Annotated in this window: 19 protein-coding genes and 2 pseudogenes; 11 read left to right on the forward strand and 10 right to left on the reverse strand. The window is 70.6% G+C overall.

The genetic code is table 11. From position 1 onward, the window contains the following. Positions 1 to 161: 161 nt before the first annotated feature. Positions 162 to 365, reverse strand: coding sequence for a PLDc N-terminal domain-containing protein (locus tag ACFWPQ_RS32950; RefSeq protein ID WP_384042832.1), 204 nt, complete (start codon positions 363 to 365; stop codon positions 162 to 164). 210 nt (positions 366 to 575) lie between these two features. Here ACFWPQ_RS32950 and ACFWPQ_RS32955 point away from each other — a divergent pair, with 210 nt between their 5' ends. From ACFWPQ_RS32955 to ACFWPQ_RS32970, 4 genes are all read left to right on the forward strand, one after another. Continuing rightward, entirely contained in the window at positions 576 to 752 is a 177-nt protein-coding gene (locus ACFWPQ_RS32955; RefSeq protein WP_351706364.1) for a hypothetical protein, read from the forward strand. Positions 753 to 769: 17 nt separating this feature from the next. Next, the gene (locus ACFWPQ_RS32960) at positions 770 to 1,063 is read left to right on the forward strand and encodes a Dabb family protein (protein ID WP_384042835.1); all 294 of its coding nucleotides are present in this window, start codon (positions 770 to 772) and stop codon (positions 1,061 to 1,063) included. A gap of 185 nt (positions 1,064 to 1,248) precedes the next feature. Further along, positions 1,249 to 2,145 (forward strand): RNA polymerase sigma factor SigF, encoded by an 897-nt coding sequence (locus tag ACFWPQ_RS32965; RefSeq protein ID WP_384043134.1) that lies wholly within the window; start codon positions 1,249 to 1,251, stop codon positions 2,143 to 2,145. 387 nt (positions 2,146 to 2,532) lie between these two features. After that, positions 2,533 to 3,459 carry an RNA polymerase sigma factor SigF gene (locus tag ACFWPQ_RS32970; RefSeq protein WP_384042838.1) on the forward strand — a complete coding sequence of 309 codons (927 nt, stop codon included), beginning with the start codon at positions 2,533 to 2,535 and terminating at the stop codon, positions 3,457 to 3,459. Between the two features lie 208 nt (positions 3,460 to 3,667). On the opposite strand, the gene ACFWPQ_RS32975 is transcribed toward ACFWPQ_RS32970, so the two are convergent. Continuing rightward, positions 3,668 to 4,039: a hypothetical protein gene (locus ACFWPQ_RS32975; RefSeq protein WP_384042841.1), complete on the reverse strand. Its 372-nt coding sequence runs from the start codon at positions 4,037 to 4,039 to the stop codon at positions 3,668 to 3,670. A 22-nt stretch (positions 4,040 to 4,061) separates the two neighbouring features. On the opposite strand from ACFWPQ_RS32975, the gene ACFWPQ_RS32980 reads away from it, so the two are divergent. Next, positions 4,062 to 4,304 (forward strand): hypothetical protein, encoded by a 243-nt coding sequence (locus ACFWPQ_RS32980; protein ID WP_384042843.1) that lies wholly within the window; start codon positions 4,062 to 4,064, stop codon positions 4,302 to 4,304. 57 nt (positions 4,305 to 4,361) lie between these two features. Here ACFWPQ_RS32980 and ACFWPQ_RS32985 read toward each other — a convergent pair whose 3' ends face one another. Continuing rightward, entirely contained in the window at positions 4,362 to 4,568 is a 207-nt protein-coding gene (locus ACFWPQ_RS32985; RefSeq protein WP_361284894.1) for a hypothetical protein, read from the reverse strand. A 205-nt stretch (positions 4,569 to 4,773) separates the two neighbouring features. On the opposite strand from ACFWPQ_RS32985, the pseudogene ACFWPQ_RS32990 reads away from it, so the two are divergent. The 3 genes and pseudogenes from ACFWPQ_RS32990 to ACFWPQ_RS33000 all read left to right on the forward strand — a co-directional run. After that, positions 4,774 to 5,241, forward strand: a pseudogene (locus ACFWPQ_RS32990) (MarR family winged helix-turn-helix transcriptional regulator); the annotation flags it as partial. Positions 5,242 to 5,414: 173 nt separating this feature from the next. Next, positions 5,415 to 7,973, forward strand: coding sequence for an MFS transporter (locus tag ACFWPQ_RS32995; RefSeq protein ID WP_384042846.1), 2,559 nt, complete (start codon positions 5,415 to 5,417; stop codon positions 7,971 to 7,973). 138 nt (positions 7,974 to 8,111) lie between these two features. Then, the gene (locus tag ACFWPQ_RS33000) at positions 8,112 to 8,933 is read left to right on the forward strand and encodes a YceI family protein (RefSeq protein WP_384042848.1); all 822 of its coding nucleotides are present in this window, start codon (positions 8,112 to 8,114) and stop codon (positions 8,931 to 8,933) included. A gap of 108 nt (positions 8,934 to 9,041) precedes the next feature. On the opposite strand, the gene ACFWPQ_RS33005 is transcribed toward ACFWPQ_RS33000, so the two are convergent. Further along, positions 9,042 to 9,719 (reverse strand): TetR/AcrR family transcriptional regulator C-terminal domain-containing protein, encoded by a 678-nt coding sequence (locus ACFWPQ_RS33005; RefSeq protein ID WP_384042850.1) that lies wholly within the window; start codon positions 9,717 to 9,719, stop codon positions 9,042 to 9,044. A gap of 247 nt (positions 9,720 to 9,966) precedes the next feature. Here ACFWPQ_RS33005 and ACFWPQ_RS33010 point away from each other — a divergent pair. From ACFWPQ_RS33010 to ACFWPQ_RS33020, 3 genes and pseudogenes are all read left to right on the forward strand, one after another. Continuing rightward, positions 9,967 to 10,521 (forward strand): annotated as a pseudogene (locus ACFWPQ_RS33010) (NAD(P)-dependent alcohol dehydrogenase); the annotation flags it as partial. Between the two features lie 97 nt (positions 10,522 to 10,618). Next, positions 10,619 to 10,897, forward strand: a complete 279-nt coding sequence (locus ACFWPQ_RS33015) for a zinc-binding dehydrogenase (RefSeq protein ID WP_384043137.1) — start codon at positions 10,619 to 10,621, stop codon at positions 10,895 to 10,897. Positions 10,898 to 10,945: 48 nt separating this feature from the next. Continuing rightward, entirely contained in the window at positions 10,946 to 11,419 is a 474-nt protein-coding gene (locus ACFWPQ_RS33020) for a PPOX class F420-dependent oxidoreductase (protein ID WP_384042853.1), read from the forward strand. 116 nt (positions 11,420 to 11,535) lie between these two features. Here the strand turns inward: ACFWPQ_RS33020 and ACFWPQ_RS33025 are convergent, their stop codons facing one another. The 6 genes from ACFWPQ_RS33025 to ACFWPQ_RS33050 all read right to left on the reverse strand — a co-directional run bounded on the left by ACFWPQ_RS33025 (position 11,536) and on the right by ACFWPQ_RS33050 (position 20,181). Beyond that, entirely contained in the window at positions 11,536 to 12,270 is a 735-nt protein-coding gene (locus tag ACFWPQ_RS33025) for a TetR/AcrR family transcriptional regulator (RefSeq protein ID WP_384042856.1), read from the reverse strand. Positions 12,271 to 12,425: 155 nt separating this feature from the next. Continuing rightward, on the reverse strand, positions 12,426 to 13,808 hold the full coding sequence (locus ACFWPQ_RS33030) for an MFS transporter (RefSeq protein ID WP_384042859.1): 1,383 nt from the start codon (positions 13,806 to 13,808) through the stop codon (positions 12,426 to 12,428). A 127-nt stretch (positions 13,809 to 13,935) separates the two neighbouring features. Continuing rightward, positions 13,936 to 16,230 (reverse strand): glycosyltransferase family 39 protein, encoded by a 2,295-nt coding sequence (locus ACFWPQ_RS33035; protein ID WP_384042862.1) that lies wholly within the window; start codon positions 16,228 to 16,230, stop codon positions 13,936 to 13,938. Then, positions 16,227 to 17,747 (reverse strand): glycosyltransferase, encoded by a 1,521-nt coding sequence (locus tag ACFWPQ_RS33040; protein ID WP_384042865.1) that lies wholly within the window; start codon positions 17,745 to 17,747, stop codon positions 16,227 to 16,229. The genes ACFWPQ_RS33035 and ACFWPQ_RS33040 overlap by 4 nt, the downstream gene beginning before the upstream one ends. Before the next feature lie 14 nt (positions 17,748 to 17,761). Next, positions 17,762 to 19,444, reverse strand: coding sequence for an ATP-binding protein (locus ACFWPQ_RS33045; RefSeq protein ID WP_384042868.1), 1,683 nt, complete (start codon positions 19,442 to 19,444; stop codon positions 17,762 to 17,764). Next, positions 19,441 to 20,181, reverse strand: coding sequence for a response regulator transcription factor (locus ACFWPQ_RS33050; RefSeq protein ID WP_194078854.1), 741 nt, complete (start codon positions 20,179 to 20,181; stop codon positions 19,441 to 19,443). The genes ACFWPQ_RS33045 and ACFWPQ_RS33050 overlap by 4 nt, the downstream gene beginning before the upstream one ends. Between the last annotated feature and the right edge of the window lie 144 nt (positions 20,182 to 20,325).

Here is a 20,325-nt window from a genome sequence, read left to right on the forward strand (position 1 = left end):
GCGTGTGTGGCCAATGTCACGTCGGTTAAAAACCCCCCCGCTACCGCTGTGGGTTTACGGGCGGCCCCCAATGGGCCCCGCCCTTCACGCCGTTACGGCACCCGGTCCGGCCAGGTCCTGTCGGCCGAGCCCGAGCCCTCGGCCTGGGCCTGGGTCTGGGTCTAGGCCGAGGGCTCGGGGCGCTTGCCCGCGTAGTTCCAGACGAGGGCTCCGAAGACCGGGGCGTGGAACATGAACAGCAGCCAGAGCCACTTCGGGACGTACCTGACCCGCTCCGCCGGGGTGCGGACGCAGTCGAGCAGCGCCGCCACCACGAGCACGATCAGCAGGGCCACGAGTACGAAGGCCATCGTCGTCATCAGCATCTGTGCTCTCCCTCTCGACTCCGGCTGCCCCGGGTCCGCCTGTGTTCTCTCGGCCCTTCATCGGAGCGGCCCCCGCGATCGGTTCACGCTTCGGGGCATCGGAGAAAAAAATCCGGCATCCATCGCGCCGTTGGTCATACAAAACGATCGGAGGGTTACACTCGCGCCCGGCAACCGGGGGACCCGGGGAACGGACAGGGGAGAGGCCAGGTGGCGGTGAACGCCAAGAAGATCGCCGTCTACGTGCTCGTGATCTTCGCGCTCTACGTGATCATCACGGACCCGCCCAAGGCGGCGGACTGGGTCCAGATAGTCTTCCAAGGCATATCGGACGCCGCGAAGGCCGTCGGAGACTTCTTCACCTGGCTGGCCGACGGGGCGAAGTAGACGCACCGGGAGTACCCATGATCCGCCACCTGGTCCTCTTCAAGCTCAACGAGGGCGTCGAGCGCGACGATCCGCGCGCCGTCGCGGGTGCCGAGGCCTTCTTCGCCCTCGGCGACCAGATCGAGGAACTGCACTCCTGGGAGTGCGGCTGGAACATCACCGACCGCCCCATCGCCTACGACTTCGCGATCAACTCGGCGGTCGAGGACGGGGACGCACTGAAGCGGTACCTGGAGCACCCGGCCCACCAGGCGGCTGCGGCCCAGTGGCGGGAGTTCGCCACGTGGGTGATCGCCGACTACGACTTCTGAGCCGTACGACGGCTTGCGGATCCCGAGCCCCTCGCCTGCGACGGCGGGGGGCTTTGCTGCGCCTTATGCCTCAACTTGCCAGTATTAATACCCAACACGACGTTATGAGGTGCTTGCACACAGTGCACATGTCTTGTGATGCTATGACCGCTTTTGACGGATGATTGACCGATGAAGAGGTGGCGTTGACCGTGTCGGCCAGTTCTGCGCCGCCCCAGGAAGAGGCGCCCGCCCCCGCTCAGACCCCCGCCCCCGCCCAGCCCCTCGCCCAGACCGCCGCCGCTCCGGCCCAAGCCGCCGCCCCCGCCCCGGAGAAGCGGCGGGGCGCCGACACCCGGGCGCTGACCCAGGTGCTCTTCGGCCAGCTGAAGGAGCTCAAGCCGGGCACGCCGGAGCACAACCGGGTGCGCGCGGCGCTCATCGAGGCGAACCTCCCGCTCGTGCGCTACGCGGCCGCCCGCTTCCGCTCCCGCAACGAGCCGATGGAGGACGTCGTCCAGGTCGGCACCATCGGCCTCATCAACGCCATCGACCGCTTCGACCCGGACCGGGGCGTGCAGTTCCCGACCTTCGCGATGCCGACCGTCGTCGGCGAGATCAAGCGCTACTTCCGGGACAACGTCCGCACCGTGCACGTCCCGCGCCGGCTGCACGAGCTGTGGGTCCAGGTCAACAGCGCGACCGAGGACCTGACCACCTCCTTCGGCCGCTCCCCCTCCACCGCCGAGATCGCCGAGCGGCTGCGGATCAGCGAGGAGGAGGTGCTCTCCTGCATCGAGGCCGGCCGGTCGTACCACGCGACCTCCCTGGAGGCCGCACAGGAGGGCGACGGCCTGCCCGGCCTCCTCGACCGCATCGGCTACGAGGACCCGGCCCTGGACGGCGTGGAACACCGCGACCTGGTCCGCCACCTGCTCGTCCAACTCCCCGAGCGGGAGCAGCGGATCCTCCTGCTGCGCTACTACAGCAACCTCACCCAGTCGCAGATCAGCGCGGAGCTCGGCGTCTCCCAGATGCACGTCTCCCGCCTCCTCGCCCGCAGCTTCCAGCGCCTGCGCTCGGCGAACCGCATCGAGGCCTGAGCGCTCCGCCGGAAGTGCCGCGATGTGCCGTCTGCCGACTTCGCCGGACCCGCTCAGGGCCCGCCACAGGCGGCCCGTTACCGGTCCGAGACCCGCCGCAGGCGACTTGGTACGGCCGTAACCGGAAAAAGGATCGAGCCATCACCGGCGAGAGCGAATCGCTCACCAGCGCACTTCCCGACACTTGAGGGGCGAAAAAGCGTCAGACCCCCTTCATCCAGGGCGGATTCACATCTCTCATGTCGACATGTCACTACAGCGTGTTGCCGACATGTGACATTCTGCCGGAAGCGCGTTTGCCGGGGCCCCGGCTCCGGTATTCAGGTGAAGGCATCGTTCCCAGCAGGGAACACCGCCGCGACCGTCCCGCGACCCAAAGGGGGTGGCATGTCCGCAGACCAGGGCAGCTCGAAGGTGCTCACGCCCACGAACAGCGAGGCAGCGCCCAAGGAGCTCGACGCCATCGACGTGCTCGACAGCATCGACGGCACCATCGACGGCGCTCCCGCGCTGGAGGCTCCTCCGGCCCCGGAGCTCCCGGGCGCCTCGGCGAACCTCGACACCCGCACCCTGTCCCGCTCCCTGTTCCTGCGCCTTGCCGCACTCGACGAGGACAGCCCCGAGCGTGCCTACGTCCGGGACACCCTGATCGAACTCAACCTCCCCCTGGTGCGCTACGCCGCGGCCCGCTTCCGCAGCCGCAACGAGCCCATGGAGGACATCGTCCAGGTCGGCACCATCGGCCTGATCAAGGCGATCGACCGCTTCGACTGCGAACGGGGCGTGGAGTTCCCGACGTTCGCGATGCCGACGGTCGTGGGCGAGATCAAGCGCTTCTTCCGGGACACCTCGTGGTCGGTGCGCGTCCCGCGCCGCCTGCAGGAACTGCGCCTGGCCCTCACCAAGGCCAGCGACGAGCTCTCCCAGAAGCTGGACCGCTCCCCGACGGTGCCGGAGCTGGCGGCCGTCCTGGGCGTCTCCGAGGAGGACGTGGTCGACGGCCTCGCCGTCGGCAACGCGTACACCGCCTCCTCCCTCGACTCCCCGGCCCCCGAGGACGACGGCGGCGAGGGCTCCCTGGCCGACCGCCTCGGCTACGAGGACACGGCCCTGGAGGGCGTCGAGTACCGCGAGTCGCTCAAGCCGCTGCTCGCCAAGCTCCCGCCGCGCGAGCGCCGGATCATCATGCTCCGCTTCTTCGCGAACATGACCCAGTCCCAGATCGGCGAGGAGGTCGGCATCTCCCAGATGCACGTCTCCCGCCTGCTGACCCGCACCCTGTCCCAGCTCCGCGAGGGCCTGATCTCGGACTGAAGTCGCGCCTACGGGTTCCTTACTGACGGAGTGTCAGCCACACTGGCGCGATGCTTCTCCGTAGGACACCGAGGGCACCGCGCACTCCGAGGGCACCACGGGCATCGAGGACACCGGGTGGCCGCCGAGGCGCCGTCACGGCAGCGTCGGCGGCCGCCGTCTGCCTGGCCTCGGCACTCACGGCATGCGCGGGCGGCGGAGGCGGCGGCTATACGGCCGTAGGAGCGGCGGGCGGCACGGCAGGGACCCCGGCGGCGCGACCGACGGGGTCGGTGACACTGGTCCCGCTGGACGGGGCGAAGGGGACGGGCGGCGGTACGGCGGCGGCCGGATCGGGTGCGGCGGCCGGCGAGCCGACCGGCACCGGCAGCGTCACCGGGTCTGGGCCTGGGTCCACGTCCGCCGGATCCACCGGGGTGGGCAACTCCGCCGCCGGCTCGGCGACTTCACCCTCCCGCCGCAACGGCACCCGGCCACCGGCCTCCAGCCCGGCGGCACCCAACTCACCACACCCCGGCGCCTCTTCGGCCTCCCCCGCACCCGCAGCCCTCGCCTGGTCCACCCCCACCCGCGCGGCCACGGACCAGCGATGGTGCGAGAAGGTGACCGTGACCTTCACCAACTCGGGTGGCACGGCGGTCCGTTCCGGCACGGTCACCCTCGGCACGCACATCATCGACCTGCTGGGCATCGACTGGTCGACGATCACGTCGACGGAGGCCCTGCCGGCCCCGATCGCCCCCGGCTCCCGTACGGCCAGGACCTGGACGGTCTGTGTGGACGACTGGCGGGTCCCCCTGGGCATGCACGTCGAGACCCGGGTCGCGACGGTCGACTGGCGCTGAGCACGACGAAAGCCCGGGGCACCCGGCCCCGGGTTCTTCGTCCGCCAGGCAGCCGTATTACATGAGCGCGAGCCAGGCCACCGCCGCGACCACGACCACCACGGCGACGACGCCGAGGATCAGGCCGATGCGGGGGCCGGAGGAGGCGGCGTAGGTGGACGTCGTCTGCTGGGAGGTCTGCGGGGCCTCGTCGACGAACGCGCGGAACATCTGGGTGCTGCCGGCGGGGTCGTAGTTGCCCTGGGGGCCCTGGGTGTTAGCCATGGCCCGAGACACTAGCGAATCCGCGGGTGTCGCCCAAGTGGGGGGCCTCCCGTGGACGCAAGCGACCCCACCTGCGTGTTTACGTCCACAATACTTGCCTTTGCCAAGTTTTTATGCCCACCCTCACCGATTTATTTGCCTGTGGCAACCAAGCAGTTCTATGGTTGCCCCAAGCAACGAATACGGTCGTGAGGAGGTGTGCGTGATGGCGAGGCAGGCGCAGTTCGAGGAGCTGGCGCGGCAGCTCAGTGCCGTCGGGGCCGTCAAGAGGGACCTGGGGCGCATTCTGCCGCCCGAGTGCCCGACCGGCTCCGCGGCCGTGCTGACACTGCTCGGCCGCTACGGCTCCATGCGCATGAGCAAGCTCGCCGAGCTGCTCGCCGTGGACATGTCCGTGACCAGCCGGCACGTGGCGCACGTGGCCGAGCGCGGCTGGATCGAGCGCTCCGCCGACCCGGCGGACAAGCGCTCCCGCATCCTGCACCTCACCCCCGCGGGCGAGGCGACCCTCGTGGACCTGTCCCGGCGCAGCACCCAGCTGCTCGCCGAACGGCTCGGCGACTGGAGCGACGAGGAGGTCGACCAGCTGATCCGGCTGATGACCCGGCTCCGGGACAGCTTCGGCGACTGCCGGGCCACGGCCCCGCATCCCCGGTCCGCCGCCGGTACGGCACCGGTCCCGGGCCCCCACAAGGCCACGGCCGAGGCCCTGGACAAAGCCAGGGACAAGGCCATGGAAAAGGCAATGGACAAGGCCACGGTCCCCTCCGCCGCCCGCGCCCCCACGCCCGTACTCGAACCGACGACCACCCGTACACCCGCATAAGACGTAGGAAAAGGAAGCTCATGGCAACGACCACACCAGCCGGTGTGCGGGCTCACGCCAAGCACGGGGGAGGCGGCTCCGGCAGCTCCGTCGAGCAGGCCCCGATGACCCACCGGCAGATCATGGAAGCCCTCACCGGCCTCCTGCTCGGCATGTTCGTGGCGATCCTGTCGTCGACGATCGTCACCAACGCCCTGCCGCACATCATCGGCGACCTCGGCGGCGGCCAGTCCGCCTACACCTGGGTCGTCACCGCCTCGCTGCTGGCCATGACGGCCACCACCCCGCTGTGGGGCAAGCTCTCCGACCTGTACAGCAAGAAGGCGCTCGTCCAGATAGCCCTGGTCATCTACGTCGCGGGCTCCATGGTCGCCGGTCTGTCGCAGAGCCCCGGCATGCTGATCGCCTGCCGTGTCGTCCAGGGCATCGGCGTCGGCGGTCTGTCGGCGCTCGCCCAGATCGTCATGGCCGCGATGATCTCGCCGCGGGAGCGCGGCCGTTACTCCGGCTACCTGGGCGCGACCTTCGCCGTCGCCACCGTCGGCGGCCCGCTGCTCGGCGGTGTCATCACCGACACCTCGTGGCTGGGCTGGCGCTGGTGCTTCTACGTCGGCGTCCCCTTCGCCGTCATCGCGCTGATCGTGCTGCAGAAGACCCTGCACCTGCCGGTGGTGAAGCGGGACGTCAAGGTCGACTGGGCCGGCGCGTTCTTCGTCGCCGCCGCCGTCTCCCTGCTGCTGCTCTGGGTCACCTTCGCCGGTGACAAGTACGACTGGATCTCCTGGCAGACGTACGCGATGGTCGGCGGTTCGATCGTCCTCGGTCTGATCTTCGTGCTGGTCGAGTCGAAGGCCGCGGAACCGATCATCCCGCTGCGGCTGTTCCGCAACCGCACCATCACCCTGGCCTCGCTGGCCTCCCTGTTCGTCGGTGTCGCGATGTTCACCGGCACGGTGTTCTTCAGCCAGTACTTCCAGCTGGCCCGCGACAAGTCCCCGACGATGTCCGGTGTGATGACGATCCCGATGATCGGCGGTCTGTTCATCTCCTCCACCGTCTCGGGTCAGTTCATCACCCGCACCGGCCGCTGGAAGGGCTGGCTGGTCAGCGGTGGCGTGCTGGTGACGGCGGGCCTGGGCCTGCTCGGCACCATCCGCTACGACACGGCGTACTGGAAGATGTCGATCTTCATGGCGCTGATGGGCCTCGGCATCGGCATGATGATGCAGAACCTGGTGCTCTGCACGCAGAACCAGGTCGCCCCGTCCGACCTCGGCTCGGCCAGCTCCACGGTCACCTTCTTCCGCTCCCTGGGCGGTGCGGTCGGCGTCTCGGCGCTGGGCGCGGTGATGGCCAACCGGATCACGCACTACATCACGGACGGCATCTCCTCCCTCTCCCCCAAGTACCAGGCGGCCCTGGCCGGTTCCAGCTCGTCCACCGACAGCATCCCGGACCTCAGCAAGTACCCGAAGCCGCTGCGCACCCTCGTGGAGAGCGCCTACGGCCACGCCATCGCCGACGTCTTCCTGATCGCCGGTGGCCTCGCGGCCCTCGCGTTCCTGATCAGCCTGTTCATCAAGGAGGTCCCGCTGCGGACCAAGGGCGGGCTGGCCCAGGCCGCCGAGGGCGAGAACGCGGGCAGCCCGGAGACCGTGCCCGCCGCCGTCGCCGCGGTGCCGGCTCCCGCGGGGGAGCAGCAGGTCCCCAGCTGGGCCGCCCCGGTCGTGAGCAGCAGCACGGAGGCCGCGCCGGAAACCACCCGGCAGTTCGCCGCCGTGGCCACCATCGCCGGTCCCGAGCAGTCGGCGGGCTCCGCCGGCACCCCGGTGCACGGTTTCGTGCGGGGTGCCGAGAGCGCCCCGGTCGGGCAGGCCGCGGTCACCCTCATCTCACTGTCCGGCCGCCAGCTGGGCCGTGCGGTCGCGGGCTTCGACGGCTCCTACCGGCTGGACGCGCCCGGCGCGGGCTCGTACGTGCTGATCGCCTCCGCCGACGGCTACCAGCCGCAGGCCGCCACGGTCGTGGTGGGCGAGGAGCCGGTGCCCTATGACATCTTGCTGAGCGGCACCAGCGGCCTGAGCGGCGTCGTCCGCGGCGCCGGCAGCGCGCTCCCCGTCAAGGACGCGATGGTGATCGTCACCGACGTGCGCGGCGACCTGCTGGCCACCGCGGCCACCGGTGAGCAGGGCGACTTCCGCTTCGGCGAGCTGGTGCCGGGTGTCGTCACGGTCGCCGTGAACGCGGCCGGCTACCGGCCCCGCGCGGTCCCGGTCGAGATCGGCTCCACCGGGGTCACCCGGATCGAGGTCGACCTGGACGCCGGTGCCCAGCTCCAGGGTGTCGTACGGGCCCCGCACGGCCCGCTGGCGGACGCCCGCGTGACCCTCGTGGACGCGGCGGGCAACGTGGTCGGCACCTCCACCACCGGCGTGGACGGCGCGTACGCCTTCGCCGACCTGGACGGCGGCGACTACACCGTGATCGCGACGGGCTACCCGCCGGTCGCCACGGCCCTGAACGTCACCGGCGCCGGTGTCGACGGCCACGACATCGAACTCTCCCACCCGGGCGAGTAGTCCGTACTCCGGCCCGTGGCGGGCGCGCCCACAAGGAGGCGCCCGCCACGGGCCGGTCCCATGAGGTCAATTTGTAATCGTCTGACGGTCGGACTGCATGAATGTCCGAGTGTCCGAGTGTTCGCAGGGAGAAACGGGATGGGACTGACCGCGAGGATCCGCACCCGGGACGGATGGGCCGTGTCGCACGCGGTCGTCACGGTGACCGACATGACCGGCACGCAGGTGCTGCGCGCCGAGGCCGACGACGAGGGCACGGTACGGGACCCGAACCCGCTGGCACCCGGCGCGTACACCGTCATCGTCACGGCCGTGGGCTACGCGCCCGCCGCCGCCAGCGCCATCGTCACCGCGAGCGGCCGCGCCGAGGTCGGCACGGTCACCCTGGCGCGGCAGGGCGGCACCGAACTGCCCCCACCCGGCCCGTGGACGGTGGACCCCGCACACTCCACCGTGGGCGCGGTCGCCCAGCACCTGGGCATCTCCAGCGTCCGCGGCCGCTTCACGGACTTCGGCGTGGGGATCGAGATCGCCCCGGACGACGTCACCAAGTCCCGCGTCCACGCCGTGATCCGCGCCGCCTCCATCGACACCGGCAACGGCATGCGCGACACGCACCTGCGCTCCGCCGACTTCCTGGACGTCGAGCACCACCCCGAGATCACCTACTTCTCGACGGGCCTCACGGCGGCCGGCTCCGACCGCTGGACGGTCCACGGCGAGCTCTCGCTGCACGGTGTCGTACGACCGGTCGACCTCACCCTCTCCTACCTCGGCACCGGCGCCGACCCGTGGGGCGGCACGCGCGCCGCGTTCCGCGCGACGACCGAACTGCACCGCGAGGACTTCGCCATGAACTACAACCAGGTCGTCCAGGCGGGCATCGCCGCGATCGGCACCACGCTGAAGGTGGAGCTGGAGATCCAGGCCGTACAGGGCGAGTCGCTGCCACAGGTGTGAACGGTGCACTGTGACGGGTGACCGGTGAACGGTGAACCGTGAACTGTGACCGGTGAAAGGTGATGCCCTGGTGCCGTGGCCGGCCCCGCTTCGCCCGGTACCGGCTCGTCAGCCCGCCGCCTGCTGGAGGCCGTCGAGGATGAGGTCCAGGCCGAACGCGAACTCGTCGCCGTAGGCGTATCCGGGCCGCATGACGTAAGCGGTCGCGATCTCGGTCAGGTACGGGTACTCGCCCTCGCCGAAACCGCCCATGATGGACTCCGCCAGCTCGGCGGTCTGCTCCGGGGTGTCGAAGGGCAGGGTCTTCTCCTGCTGGGCGAACCCGTAGATGTAGCTGTCCAGGACCGAGACGGCGTGCGCGGTCAGGGCGAGGGAGAACCCGCCCTGCCGCAGGCAGCCGAGAACGGCTTCGTGGTGGCGCAGGGTGGCCGGGCCCGGGGTGGACCGTGACTCCATCAGCCCGATCGCCCAGCGGTGACGGGACAGCGCATGGCGCATGGAGAAGGCCCGCTGCCGCATCGCCGGCCGCCAGTCGTCCCCCGGCGCGGGCAGGTCGACCTCGCCGAAGACCAGGTCGACCATGCCGTCGAGCAGGTCCTCCTTGTGGGCCACGTGGTTGTACAGCGACATCGCCTCGACCCCGACGGCCTCGCCGAGCTTGCGCATGCTGAGCGTCCCCAGGCCGCCGGCGTCGGCGATCTCGACGGCGGCATCCAGCACCCGCTGCCGGGTGAGCGGCTCGCGGGTCGGCTGCCGGGTGGTGCGTGGGGCGGTGCGTCGGGTCACGGTGGGCGGTCACTTCCTCTCGCGGTCTCTCGCGGTCTCTCGCGGTCTTTCGCCGTTGACGAGCTTACGCAGTAAGTGCTGTACTTACGGCGTAAGTTAATACTTACGCCGTAAGTGTTCGGCGACGCGACCGGGGGCAGTGACGATGCGGAACCTGGGCGAGACGATCGCAACCACCGGTGGGACCCGGACGATGGCGGCCGTCGTCCAGGAGCGCTACGGCGCCGAGCCGGAAGCGGTGCTGCGCATGGCACGGCTCGCCCGGCCCGCCACAGGACCGGGTGAGGTGCTGGTTCGGGTGCGCGCCTCCAGCGTCGACCGGGGCACCTGGCACCTGATGGCCGGCCTGCCGTACGCGGTCCGGCCCGTGAGCGGGCTGCGCGGGCCGAAGCTCCCCAACCCCGGCCGCAACATCGCCGGTGTCGTCGAGGCGGTCGGCTCCGGCGTGACGGGTTTCGCGCCCGGCGACGAGGTCTACGGCACGGCTGCCGCCGCGTTCGCCGAATACGCCGCCGCCCGGGCCGACAGGATCGCCCCCAAGCCGGCCGGACTCACCTTCGAGGAGGCGGCGACGGTACCCGTCAGCGCGCTCACCGCGCTCCAGGCGGTTCGCGACCAGGGCCGTGTGCAGGAGGGGCAGCAGGTCCTGATCACGGGAGCCGCGGGTGGCGTGGGCACCTTCGCCGTCCAACTCGCCCTGGCCTTCGGCGCCCGGGTCACGGCCGTCGCGAGCACTCCCAAGCTCGACGCCGTACGGGCGCTGGGCGCCGACCACGTGATCGACTACACGCGCGAGGACTTCCTCGCCGGCCCGCACCGCTACGACGCCATCGTCGACATCGCGGGCAACCGCCGTCTGCGGGACCTGCGTCGGGCCCTCACCCCGTGGCAGGCTGGTCATCACCGGCGGCGAGACGGACGGCCGCTGGCTCGGCGGCACCGACCGGCAGCTCCGCGCCCAGCTGCTGTCCCCGTTCACCGGCCGGCACCTGGGCACCTTCATCGCCTCCGAGCACGCCGACGGACTCCGCGACCTGACCGCTCTCATCGACACGGGCGCGCTCCGCCCTGTCGTGGACCGTGTCCATCCCCTCGCCGAGACCGCCGCGGCCGTCCGGCACCTGCTCGACGGCCGCGTCACGGGCAAGCTGGCGCTCGCGCACAGAACAGGAACATGAGCCCGGCAGGGACAGGCTGAGCGCGCTCCACGGCCCTAGGCTGACGCCATGGCACCGAACATCGCGACGAACACCGCCGTCTCCCTCGACGAACTGCTGGACTTCGTACGACCCCGCCACCGCGCGATCCTGCTCACCCGGCGCGCCGACGGCAGCCCGCAGGGGTCACCGCTGACCTGCGGGGTCGACGACTCCGGGCGCATCGTCGCCTCCACGTACCCCGAGCGGGCGAAGACACGGAACGCGAAGCGGGACGAGCGGGTCAGCGTGATCGTCCTGAGCGACGACTGGAACGGACCGTGGGTGCAGGTCGACGGACGGGCCGAGGTGATCGACTCTCCCGAGTCGGTGGAGCCGCTGGTGGAGTACTACCGGAACATCGCCGGGGAGCACCCGGACTGGGACGAGTACCGGGCGGCGATGGTGAAGCAGGGGAAGTCGGTCATCAGGGTGACGCCGGAGAAGTGGGGGCCGGTGGCCACCGGGGGGTTTCCGGCGCGGTTGGCTTCGCCGGACGCGTAAGGGGGAGGGCCGGGCGCCTGCGAGCTCGGGGGTGCGTCGCCGTTCGCGGGTGCGGGTTCGCTGTGGCCGGTCGCGCCCACGCGGCGGAGCCGCATGTCGAACACAGCCCCGCGTCCCTAGGCAGGGCGGCTCACCTTGGCTTCAATGCCTGCAATCAGCAGATCCAGCGCGAAGGTGAAGTCCCTGTCCAGCATCTCCGCGACCGTGTCGCCGCCCCGCGCCGCCATGAGGTCCCTGGACTCCTCGATGATCCTGGCGGTCGCCGGGGTCTCGGTCACCGCGGTCATCGCGGTGTTGAAGTACTCGTCCTGGGTCATGCCGGCCGCCGCCACGCGCTCGGCGAAGTGGCCCTCGATCGTGCCGTAGCCGTAGACGAACTGGAAGACGGCCGAGATCGCGCCGGTCACCCCGTGTGCGGGCAGGCCGGCGCGGCGGACCACCTGCTGGACCACCCGGGAGAAGGCGAGCGAGTGGGGGCCGATGTTCAGGTAGCGGCCGGCCAGCGGGGAGAGCCAGGGATGACGGACGAGCAGGGCGCGGTACTCCGTGGCCAGCGCCCGCAGTTGCTCCCGCCAGTCGCCGACGGCGGCATCGGGCAGGGAGAGCTCGCCGAAGGCCGCGTCGAGGGCGAGTTCGAGCAGGTCGTCCTTGGTGTCGACGTACCAGTACACGGACATCGCGGTCACGTTGAGCTCGGCCGCCAGCCGCCGCATGGAGAACTTGTCCAGCCCGTCGGAGTCGAGCAGCCGGACGGTGGCGGAGGTGATACGGGCCCGGTCGAGCCCGGACGGCTGACCACTACGCCCGCCCTTGCCGACCTTCTCCTCCAGCCACACACTGGCCCGCGCCATAGACACACCTTCCTCACGCCCACTTCTAGAGATGCTAAGACCGCAATGCCCCGTCTTCAGGGGCGCGGGGCTGTGTTCGACATGCGGCTCCGCCGCGTGGGCGCGACCGGCCACATCCCACCCGCACCCGCCGCTGGACATGTACCCCCTCCCCCTCACGCGACATTCTTCTCCGCCTTCCTGAGAAGCCCCGCAGCCACGAACCCCCCGGCAACGACAGCAGCGGCCCCCACCAACTGCCCCGCCCCCAGCCCCGCCGAGACGGACTTCCCCGACGCCACCCAGGAACTCAGCACCGCGCCCAGCACGGCCACCCCCAACCCGTTCCCGAACTCCGCGAGCGTGCCGTTGATCCCGGCGCCCACCCCGGCCTTCTCCGGAGGAATCGCGCTCATGATGGCGTGCGCCATCGCCGGGTTGGCGATCGCGCACCCCGCGCCGATCAGCAACAGCCCGAGCAGCGTGCCGCCGTAGCCGTTCGAGTCGAGTACGGCGATGGACACCAGACCCAGCGACATCAGCAGCATGCCGAGCGCGATCGCGACCGGCGTCCCCAGGCGCGTCGCCCATCTGGCCGACAGCCCGCTGAAGTTGAGGGCGACGACCGTCAGCGCGAGCGGTGCCGTCCGCAGACCCGCCTCCAACGCGCCGTAGCCGAGGACGAGTTGCAGGTGCTGGGTGAGCAGGAACAGCGCTCCGCCCATGCCGAAGGTGATGAGCACCGCACCGGCGACGGCACCCGTGAAGCGGCGGTCCCTGAAGAAGTGCGGGTCGAGCATGGGGTACGGGATCCGGTTCTCCCAGTACGCGAAGAGGCTCAGCGCCAGTGCCGCCACGGCGGCCGGGCCCAGCACCCGCGCCGAGGTCCAGCCGTGCTCCGGGCCGGAGATGATCGCGAAGACCAGCGCGGCCATGCCGACCGTGGAGAGCAGCGCGCCGAGCAGGTCGGGGCGGTCGCCCCGGGGGGTCTTCGACTCGGGGACCAGGGCGATGACGGCCGCCAGGGCCAGCGCCGCCACCGGGAGGTTGATCAGGAAGATCGCGCCCCACCAGAAGTGGTTGAGCATGAACCCGCCGATCAGCGGTCCAGCGGCGAAGCCCAGCGCGTTGACTGCGCTCCAGATGCCGATGGCCCTGGGGTGCTCTTCGGGGGTGAAGATCTGCATCGCCACGGCGAGCGTGGTCGTCAGGAGGAGTGCGCCTCCTACGCCCATGCCGGCCCGCGCCGCCACCAGCTGTCCGGTCGAATCGGCCAGGCCCGCGGCCAGCGAACCCGCGCCGAACAGGACCAGGCCCGCGATCAGCATCTTCTTGCGGCCGTAGCGGTCGGCCGCGCTGCCCGCCGTGAGCAGCAGGCCGGACTGGACGAGCGAGTACGCGTTGATCATCCACTGGATGTCGGCGGTGGCCGCGTGCAGCTCCCGGGTGAGGGAGGGGATGGCCACGTTGAGGACGGTGTTGTCGAGCAGCACGGTGAGCTGCGCGAGACAGATGACACCGAGGATCAGCCAGCGCTGGGGGTGGCCCTGAGAAGTCATGCTGTACACCGTAAAGCAGTTCCTATACGGCGTACAACGCGGTTTTTCCCGGCACACCCGGCCCTCTCGGCAACGGCAAAGGGCGGTGACCGGGGAGGTCACCGCCCTTGCGCCGCTCAGGAGTCGGTCAGCTGCTGCTCGCCTTCTGTGTGAGGTCGTAGAAGGTGGACGAACCCACCGTCACCTTCTTGAAGTTCTTCTCGACCCACGAGCTGATCTGCGAGGACGTGCCGCTGCTGCTGCCGCCCATGCCGCCGCCGGTGCCGGAGGAGATGAAGTAGTGGATCTTTCCTTCGGCCACGTACTTCTCGAACTGGGCCAGCGTCGGGGACGGGTCGGTGCCGTTGAAGCCGCCGATCGCCATCACCGCGTCACCGGTGGAGAGCTGGTAACTCGCCGCGTTCTGGGCGCCGATGGCCGCCGCGACCCAGGTGTACTGGGAGGAGTTCTTCTGCAGCAGCGCCTTCGCCTCGGAGCTGACGGTCGCGCCGTTCAGCAGACCGCCGGCGCCACCGCCCATACCGCCGCCCATGCCACCGGCCTCGCCCGTGGTACCGCCCGGGAAGCCGCCGGTGCCGTTCTGCGTGGTGCCGTTGCCGCCCTGCTGGTTCTGGCCCGGCATACCGCCCCCGAAGCCACCGGTACCTCCGGTGCCGCCGCCCGGGAAGCCGCCCGTGCCGTTCTGGCCCTGGCCCGGCGTGGTGCCGGTGCCGCCCTGCTGGTTCTGGCCGAAGCCGCCGCCCGTGCCGCCGCCGAAGCCGCCCCGGCCGCCGCCGGGACCGCCACCGCCGCCGAAGCCCATCGAGCTGGCGCCGGCCGGACCGGCCGTCGGGATGGAGCCGGTGTGCGCGGAGCTCACCGTGCTGAGGGTGTACGCCGTCGGGCCCGCCAGCGCGGCCACCAGGCCGACCGCGGCCGCACCGAGGGCGAGCTGCCGCGAGATCCGGCCGGCGAAGATCAGGCCGAGCGCGGCGGCCAGACCGCCGATCAGGACCAGGTACTTCAGCCAGGGCAGGTAGGTGGAGGTGCGGTCGAGGAGGACGTAACCCCAGACCGCGGCCGAGACCACGGCGGCGGCGAGGGTGATCGACGCCCACAGCTCGGCGCGCTTCTCCCAGAGCAGACCCGCGCCCATGCCGACCACGGCGGCGATGTAGGGGGCGAGGGCGACCGTGTAGTACTGGTGGAAGATGCCCGCCATGTAGCTGAACACGATCATGGTCATCAGCAGCGAGCCGCCCCAGACGAGGAACGACGCCCGGGTCACCGAGGTCCGCTTCAGCTTGCGGGTGGCCACCAGACCGGCGACCAGGAGGATCAGCGCGGCCGGGATCAGCCAGGAGATCTGGCTGCCGATCTCGTCGTTGAACATCCGGCTCCAGCCGGTCGCGCCCCAGCGGCCGGAGCCGGTGCCGCCGCCACCGCCGCCGACGCTGCCGGTCTCGTCGCCGCTGATGCGGCCGAGGCCGTTGTAGCCGAAGGTCAGCGACAGGAAGCTGTTGTCCTGCGAACCGCCGATGTAGGGGCGGGAGGAGGCCGGCCACAGCTCGACGATCGCCACCCACCAGCCGCCGGCGACGACCAGCGCGCCGGTCGCCAGGGCCAGCTGGCCGATCCGCTTCTTCCACGTGTGCGGGCCGACGGCCGCGTACACGAACGCCAGCGCCGGCAGGATCAGGAAGGCCTGGAGCGTCTTGGCGAGGAAGGCGAAGCCGATCGCCACGCCCGCCCACACCAGCCACTTCGTACGCCCGTCCTCGACCGCGCGGACCACGAAGTAGCAGGCCAGCGCCATCAGCAGGGCCAGCATCGCGTCCGGGTTGTTGAACCGGAACATCAGCGCGGCGACGGGGGTGAGCGCGAGCACGGCGCCCGCGATCAGGCCGGCCGCGGGGCTGAAGCGGCGGCGTACGGAGGCGTAGACGACGGCGACCGTGCCGACGCCCATGAGGACCTCGGGGCCGAGGATCGTCCAGGAGTTCAGGCCGAAGATCCGGGCCGCGATCTCCATCGGCCACATGAACGCCGACGGCTTGTCGACGGTGATCGCGTTGCCCGCGTCCAGCGAGCCGAAGAACATCGCCTTCCAGCTCTTGGTGCCCGCCTGGACGGCGGCCGAGTAGAAGGAGTTGGAGTAGCCGTTGACGCTCAGGTTGTAGAAGTACAGCACCGCGGTGGCGAGCAGCAGGCCGAAGAAGGCCGGGCGCGCCCAGCGGGGGTCCTCGGGTCGGCCGCGCCACAGTCTCCGTACGAAGGGCTGCTTGGGCTCACCCGCCCCGGGCGCCGGGGCCGTTGGCGGCGCGACGACCTGGGCGTCCGGCACGTCCGGCACGTCCGGTGCGTGCTGCGGCTGCGGGGGAGCCGTGGGAGGTGCGGTCGGGGGCGGGCCCCACTGGGCCGTGTGGTCGGTGTCGGTGCTCATCGGGGGTCCCCCGGCTCGGTGTCGTGGGGGCGCACCGGCTGCAACTGCATGGTGCTGTCCCTCCAGGTGCCGTCCGCGGCTTCACCGGCGCGGAACTGGGTGGTCGTGGTCGTGGTGCCGTTCTGCGCGTACGGCTGGTGCGCCGGGCGCTGCGGGAGCGGGCCCTGGGGCTGGTACGGCTGCTGGTACGACTGGAATCCGCCGGTGGAGTACGTCGAGGACGACGGGTTGTGCGTGGCCACCACCGTGGACGGGGTCGACTCCGGCCGGCCGGTGCCGTCGCGGTCCGGGAAGACCCAGGCGCGGAAGAGCAGGAAGCGCAGGACGGTCGCGGCGAGGTTGGCGGCGATCAGCACCGCCAGCTCGGTCGAGTGCGCGGGGTCGCTGGTCGCCGCGTTCAGGGCGGCGAGGGAACCACTGGTGAGCGCGAGGCCGATACCGAAGACGACCAGGCCCTGCGCCTGGTGCCGGACCGCCCCGCCCCGGCCGCGCACCCCGAAGGTGAGGCGCCGGTTGGCGGCCGTGTTCGCCACCGCCGACACCAGCAGCGCGAGCGCGTTGGCGATCTGCGAACCGGAGAACTCCCGGAAGAGGCTGTAGAGGACCAGGTAGAAGAGGGTCGACAGGCCGCCGACCACGCAGAACCCGACGAGCTGGCGGGCCAGGCCCTTCGGCACGTCCTGGATGTCGCGGTCGCGCGGGTCGTCGCCGAACGGGCGGGCGACCCGGTCCAGCGGCAGCGAACCGGTGGCCAGGGCCTTGCCGACCCGCCACACGCCCTTGAGGTCCTCGGTCGCCGTCTTCACGATGTGCACGGTCGAGTTCGGGTCGTCGACCCAGTCGACCGGCACCTCGTGGATGCGCAGGCCCGCGCGCTCGGCGATCACCAGCATCTCGGTGTCGAAGAACCAGCCGGTGTCCTCGACCATCGGCAGCAGCACCTGGGCGACATCGCGGCGGATCGCCTTGAAGCCGCACTGCGCGTCCGAGAAGCGGGCCTGCAGCGAGCCGCGCAGGATCAGGTTGTACGAGCGGCTGATGAACTCCCGCTTGGCGCCGCGCACCACGCGCGACGAGCGGGCCAGCCGGGAACCGATCGCCAGGTCGGAGTGGCCGGAGATGAGCGGCGCCACCAGCGGCAGCAGCGCGTTCAGGTCGGTCGACAGGTCCACGTCCATGTACGCGAGGATCGGCGCGTCCGAGGCCGACCAGACGGTCCGCAGCGCCCGGCCGCGGCCCTTCTGCTCCAGCCGGAACGACTTCACCTCGGCGATCTCCGCCTCAAGCCGCTTCGCCACCTGGGGGGTGGTGTCCGTGGACGCGTTGTCCGCGATGGTGATGCGGTACGCGTACGGGAACGTGCGCTTGAGGTGCTCATGCAGTCTGAGGACGCATGGGCCGAGGTCCTTCTCCTCGTTGTAGACGGGGATCACTACGTCCAGGACAGGCGTACCGGCGTTACCGGCCGGGAGGTGCTCCCGCGCCGGCAACGTGCCGGGAGAAGAGTCGGTTCGCATGGCATCGACTCTCGTCAAGCGCCCTGTTGCACCCATGTGGTGGCACTGTGCTGTGCCTGTGAGTGCGATTGCCAGTTCGTTTCGGGCGCGGGCTGGGGTGCCGCCGGGGCAAGCGCCGGCAGATACAGCGTGAACACCGTGCGACCCGGAACACTGTCCACGGTCACGGCACCGCCGTGTGCGGACGCAACCGCCTGCACGATGGCGAGCCCGAGACCCGTGGAACCCGTGGACCGCGACCGCGCGGAGTCGCCGCGCGCGAACCGCTCGAAGACGTGCGGCAGCAGGTCCGGCGGGATGCCCTGCCCGTTGTCCTCGACGTCCACGCACATCCAGGGCCCGCGCCGCTGGATGCGCGCGGTGACCGTGGTGCCCGGCGGGGTGTGCTTGCGCGCGTTGCCGAGGAGGTTGATCAGCACCTGCTGGATCCGGGCCGCGTCGGCGGCGACCAGCGCCGGCTCGTCGGGCAGGTCGAGGCGCCAGTTGTGGTCCATGCCGGCGGCCCGCGTGTCGCTGATCGTGTCGACGACGAGCGGGATGAGGTCGGTGTGCTCGAACTGCAGCGGACGCCCCGCGTCCAGCCGGGCGAGCAGCAGCAGGTCCTCGACCAGGAGGGTCATGCGGCCCGCCTCCGACTCGATACGGCCGAGGGCGTGCCGGGTGTCGGGCCCGACCTGCTCCCGTCCGCGCCGGGTGAGTTCGGCGTACCCGCGGATGGAGGCGAGCGGGGTCCGCAGCTCGTGACTGGCGTCGGCGACGAACTGCCGTACCCGCATCTCGCTCTGCTGGCGGGCGTGCAGGGCGCCGTGCACGTGGTTGAGCATCCGGTTGAGCGCCGCGCCGACCTGGCCGACCTCGGTGTGCGGATCGCACTCGGTGTCCGGCACCCGCTCGCTGAGGTTCACCTCTCCGGTGTGGAGGGTGAGTTCGGAGACGCGGGTGGCGGTGGTGGCGACGCGGCGGAGGGGGCGGGTGGCGACGCCGACGATGACGGTGCCGGCGAGGGTCGCGGCGATCAGGCCGGAGACGGTGAGGCTGATCTCGACGATGATCAGGGTGTTGATGGTGCCGTCGGCGTCGGAGGTCGGGATACCCACGTAGAAGGTGCCCTTGTTGCCCTTGACGTACTGGACCTTGTACGTGCCGAGGCCGGGGATGTCCACCGTGTGCGGCTTCTGGTCCTGGGCGACGGAACCGATCACCTTGAGCTGGGCCGCGTTCAGGGTACCTGGGCTCATCTGGGTGTAGCCGGCGGAGTTGTTCTCCTTGATGCCGACCTTGCCGCTGGTGACCGATCCGTTCTCGACCGTGGCCGCGATGGTCTTCTGCGGCTGGGGGCCATGGGCGACGAAGTCGTCAAGGGTGTTCGACGGATTGATCCCCGTGTCGCTGTTGCCGGCGCCAGAAGTGGAGTTGCCCGTGCCAGAACTGGAGCTACCGGCGCCGGGCAGGGCACTGCGGTTGCCCTTGCCGTCGGGACCGCCGAGCGGTCCGCCCGACAGGCGAGCGGCGGCCTCCTTCAGAGAGCCGTCCAGCTGCCCGTACAGGTGGTCGCGCAGCACCAGGGTCGTGACGGTCCCGATCACCGCGCAGACCACGGCGATCAGCGTCACGGACACGACGACGAGCCGGGTCCGCAGGGTGCGCGGTTTTCCCGCTCGTCGTTTCTGCGTACGCGGCCGCCGTCGCCCGCTCATGAGGCGGCTGGCTTGATCAGATAGCCGGCGCCACGCCGGGTGTGGATCATCGGCTCACGGCCGGCGTCGATCTTCCGTCGCAGGTACGAGATGTAGAGCTCGACCACATTGGCCTGCCCGCCGAAGTCGTACGACCACACACGGTCGAGTATCTGGGCCTTGCTGAGCACGCGCCGCGGGTTGCGCATCAGGAAGCGCAGCAGCTCGAACTCGGTGGCGGTGAGGTGGATCGACTCCCCGGCCCGCGAGACCTCGTGGCTGTCCTCGTCCAGGGTGAGGTCACCGACGACGAGCACGGAGTCGGACCGCCGGTCGGCCGCACCGGAGCGGCGGATGAGCCCGCGCAGCCGGGCCACGACCTCTTCGAGGCTGAAGGGCTTGGTGACGTAGTCGTCGCCACCCGCGGTGAGCCCCGCGATCCGGTCCTCGACCGCGTCCTTCGCGGTCAGGAACAGCACCGGCACGTCCGGCAGTTCGCGCCGCAGGCGCCCCAGCACGGTGAGGCCGTCCATGTCGGGCAGCATCATGTCGAGGACGACGGCGTCGGGCCGGAACTCCCGGGCGGTCTGGATGGCACCCGTGCCGTCACCCGCGCTCCGGATCTGCCAGCCCTCGTAACGGAGGGCCATGGAAAGGAGTTCGGTGATCGACAGCTCGTCGTCCACCACAAGCACTCGGACGGGGCTCCCGTCCGGCCTCAGCAGTTCGGTGCGCCCCTGGGGCGAGGTCGTGGTCATGGTGGACACCTTGTCCGGGTCCTCTGAGAACACGCTTTCACTAATCTGTGATTTCCCTAAGAAACACACAGGCGCCTCTCAGGGAACGCCTGGGAATCCCATCACGCGTGCATGAACTCGTGACCACGCTCGGGCCGAGCTGTG

It is taken from the genome of Streptomyces sp. NPDC058464, assembly GCF_042721035.1.
GTDB lineage: Bacteria > Actinomycetota > Actinomycetes > Streptomycetales > Streptomycetaceae > Streptomyces.

Bases quoted from the DNA above. Each gene is read 5' to 3' on its own strand.
- ACFWPQ_RS32950 (WP_384042832.1), bottom strand. From the start codon at position 365: ATGCTGATGACGACGATGGCCTTCGTACTCGTGGCCCTGCTGATCGTG.
- ACFWPQ_RS32960 (WP_384042835.1), top strand. From the start codon at position 770: ATGATCCGCCACCTGGTCCTCTTCAAGCTCAACGAGGGCGTCGAGCGC.
- ACFWPQ_RS32970 (WP_384042838.1), top strand. From the start codon at position 2,533: ATGTCCGCAGACCAGGGCAGCTCGAAGGTGCTCACGCCCACGAACAGC.
- ACFWPQ_RS32985 (WP_361284894.1), bottom strand. From the start codon at position 4,568: ATGGCTAACACCCAGGGCCCCCAGGGCAACTACGACCCCGCCGGCAGC.
- ACFWPQ_RS32995 (WP_384042846.1), top strand. From the start codon at position 5,415: ATGGCAACGACCACACCAGCCGGTGTGCGGGCTCACGCCAAGCACGGG.
- ACFWPQ_RS33000 (WP_384042848.1), top strand. From the start codon at position 8,112: ATGGGACTGACCGCGAGGATCCGCACCCGGGACGGATGGGCCGTGTCG.
- ACFWPQ_RS33020 (WP_384042853.1), top strand. From the start codon at position 10,946: ATGGCACCGAACATCGCGACGAACACCGCCGTCTCCCTCGACGAACTG.
- ACFWPQ_RS33025 (WP_384042856.1), bottom strand. From the start codon at position 12,270: ATGGCGCGGGCCAGTGTGTGGCTGGAGGAGAAGGTCGGCAAGGGCGGG.
- ACFWPQ_RS33030 (WP_384042859.1), bottom strand. From the start codon at position 13,808: ATGACTTCTCAGGGCCACCCCCAGCGCTGGCTGATCCTCGGTGTCATC.
- ACFWPQ_RS33035 (WP_384042862.1), bottom strand. From the start codon at position 16,230: ATGAGCACCGACACCGACCACACGGCCCAGTGGGGCCCGCCCCCGACC.
- ACFWPQ_RS33040 (WP_384042865.1), bottom strand. From the start codon at position 17,747: ATGCGAACCGACTCTTCTCCCGGCACGTTGCCGGCGCGGGAGCACCTC.
- ACFWPQ_RS33045 (WP_384042868.1), bottom strand. From the start codon at position 19,444: ATGAGCGGGCGACGGCGGCCGCGTACGCAGAAACGACGAGCGGGAAAA.
- ACFWPQ_RS33050 (WP_194078854.1), bottom strand. From the start codon at position 20,181: ATGACCACGACCTCGCCCCAGGGGCGCACCGAACTGCTGAGGCCGGAC.